General features: G+C 49.9%; 1 rRNA gene. It reads right to left on the minus strand.

Annotation, left to right across the window (positions count from 1 at the left end):
* Window positions 1-2,861, minus strand: a 23S ribosomal RNA gene (locus tag NG901_RS16555); the annotation flags it as partial.
* Window position 2,862 lies beyond the last annotated feature (1 nt).

Genomic DNA, 2,862 nt, shown 5'->3' on the forward strand with positions numbered 1-2,862 from the left:
ACTTACACCTCTGACCTATCAACCTTGTAGTCTTCAAGGGGTCTTACTAGCTTACGCTATGGGAAATCTCATCTTGAAGGAGGCTTCACGCTTAGATGCTTTCAGCGTTTATCCCGTCCCGACTTAGCTACCCAGCTATGCTTCTGGCGAAACAACTGGTACACCATAGGTCGGTCCATCCCGGTCCTCTCGTACTAAGGACAGCTCTTCTCAAATTTCCTGCGCCCGCGACGGATAGGGACCGAACTGTCTCACGACGTTCTGAACCCAGCTCGCGTGCCGCTTTAATGGGCGAACAGCCCAACCCTTGGGACCTACTTCAGCCCCAGGATGCGACGAGCCGACATCGAGGTGCCAAACCTCCCCGTCGATGTGAACTCTTGGGGGAGATCAGCCTGTTATCCCCGAGGTAGCTTTTATCCGTTGAGCGATGGCCCTCCCACGAGGTACCACCGGATCACTAAGCCCGACTTTCGTCCCTGCTCGACTTGTAGGTCTCGCAGTCAGGCTCCCTTATGCCTTTGCACTCTACGAACGATTTCCGACCGTTCTGAGGGAACCTTTGGGCGCCTCCGTTACTTTTTAGGAGGCGACCGCCCCAGTCAAACTGCCCACCTAACAATGTCCTGTCACCAGATTCATGGCATCCAGTTAGAATTCCAGTACTATCAGGGTGGTATCCCAAGGATGACTCCATCAAAGCTGACGCTCTGATTTCCCAGTCTCCCACCTATCCTGTACAGACAATACCGAAATTCAATGCTAAGCTACAGTAAAGCTCTACGGGGTCTTTCCGTCCAATCGCGGGTAGCGAGCATCTTCACTCGCACTACAACTTCGCCGGATTTGCAGTTGAGACAGTGCACAAGTCATTACGCCATTCGTGCGGGTCAGAACTTACCTGACAAGGAATTTCGCTACCTTAGGACCGTTATAGTTACGGCCGCCGTTTACTGGGGCTTAAGTTCACACCTTCGCTTACGCTAAGTGTTCCCCTTAACCTTCCAGCACCGGGCAGGCGTCAGCCCCTATACATCAGCTTTCGCTTTAGCAGAGACCTGTGTTTTTGTTAAACAGTTGCTTGTGCCTATTCTCTGCGGCCTGCTCTCGCAGGCACCCCTTCTCCCGAAGTTACGGGGTCAATTTGCCTAGTTCCTTAACTGCAATTCTTCCGCCGGCCTTAGGATTCTCTCCTCACCTACCTGTGTCGGTTTGCGGTACGGGCACTATTTCTCTTTCTAGATGCTTTTCTTGGAAGCATGGAATCAGATACTTCGGTTCCTTAGAACCTTCCCCATCACGCCTCAGAATTGTTAGAACGGATTTGCCTATCCTAACTCCCTAAACGCTTAGACTAGCATCCAATAGCTAGCACATCCTATCCTTCTCCGTCACACCATCGATAATAACGATAATAGTGGTATCGGAATATCAACCGATTGTCCATCGCTTACGCCTTTCGGCCTCAGCTTAGGTCCCGACTAACCCTCAGCGGACGAACCTTCCTGAGGAAACCTTAGGTATTCGGCCTGTGGGATTCTCACCCACATCTCGCTACTAATGCCAACATTCTCACTCGTAATCAGTCCACCGCTCCTTACGGTACGACTTCAGCCCGATTACGACGCTCCTCTACCGCTCACACAAAAAGTGTGAACCCGTAGCTTCGGTGGTAAGTTTGAGCCCCGGACATTTTCGGCGCAGGATCTCTTGACTAGTGAGCTATTACGCACTCTTTTAATGAGTGGCTGCTTCTAAGCCAACATCCTAGTTGTCTTAGAAATCCCACATCCTTTTCCACTTAACTTACACTTTGGGACCTTAGCTGACGATCTGGGCTGTTTCCCTTTTGACTACGGAACTTATCTTTCGCAGTCTGACTGCCGGACTGATAGTATCTGGTATTCGGAGTTTGATAAGGTTCGGTAAGCGCTATGCCCCCTAGCCCATTCAGTGCTCTACCCCCAGTACTCACATTTTCCGACGCTAGCCCTAAAGCTATTTCGAGGAGAACCAGCTATATCCGAGTTCGATTGGAATTTCTCCGCTATCCACAGCTCATCCCATGCTTTTTCAACAGCAACGTGGTTCGGTCCTCCACGAGGTTTTACCCTCGCTTCAACCTGGCCATGGATAGGTCACCCGGTTTCGGGTCTACAGCATGCAACTAGTCGCCCTATTAAGACTCGGTTTCCCTTCGGCTCCGTACCTTAAGTACTTAACCTTGCTACATACCGTAACTCGTTGGCTCGTTCTACAAAAAGCACATCATCACACACATAAGGTGCTTTGATCGGTTGTAGGCACATGGTTTCAGGTTCTATTTCACTCCCCTCCCGGGGTTCTTTTCACCTTTCCCTCACGGTACTGCTTCACTATCGGTCATCAGGTAGTATTTAGCCTTGGGAGGTGGTCCTCCCTGCTTCCCACAAGGTTTCACGTGTCTCGTGGTACTCTGGATCAGAACTTGATAATTATAATTTTCACCTACAGGACTATTACCCCCTACGGTCCAACTTTCCAGTTGTGTTCGGTTAACCATAATTTCTCGTTAATGTTCTGTCCGCAACCCCAAAGATAAATCTTTGGTTTGGGCTCTTTCCCTTTCGCTCGCCGCTACTAAGAAAATCGATTTTTCTTTCTCTTCCTCCAGGTACTTAGATGTTTCAGTTCCCTGGGTTTACCTTCATAAAGCTATGTATTCACTTTACGATACATGGGGTTTCCCATGTGAGTTTCCTCATTCGGAAATCTTCGGATCTCTGACTATGTGCGTCTACCCGAAGCTTATCGCAGCTTATCGCGTCCTTCATCGGCTCCTGATGCCAAGGCATTCACCATGCGCCCTTTGTAGCTTGACCT

This window comes from Clostridium sp. CMCC3677, assembly GCF_023845585.1.
Classification (GTDB): domain Bacteria; phylum Bacillota; class Clostridia; order Clostridiales; family Clostridiaceae; genus Clostridium; species Clostridium aquiflavi.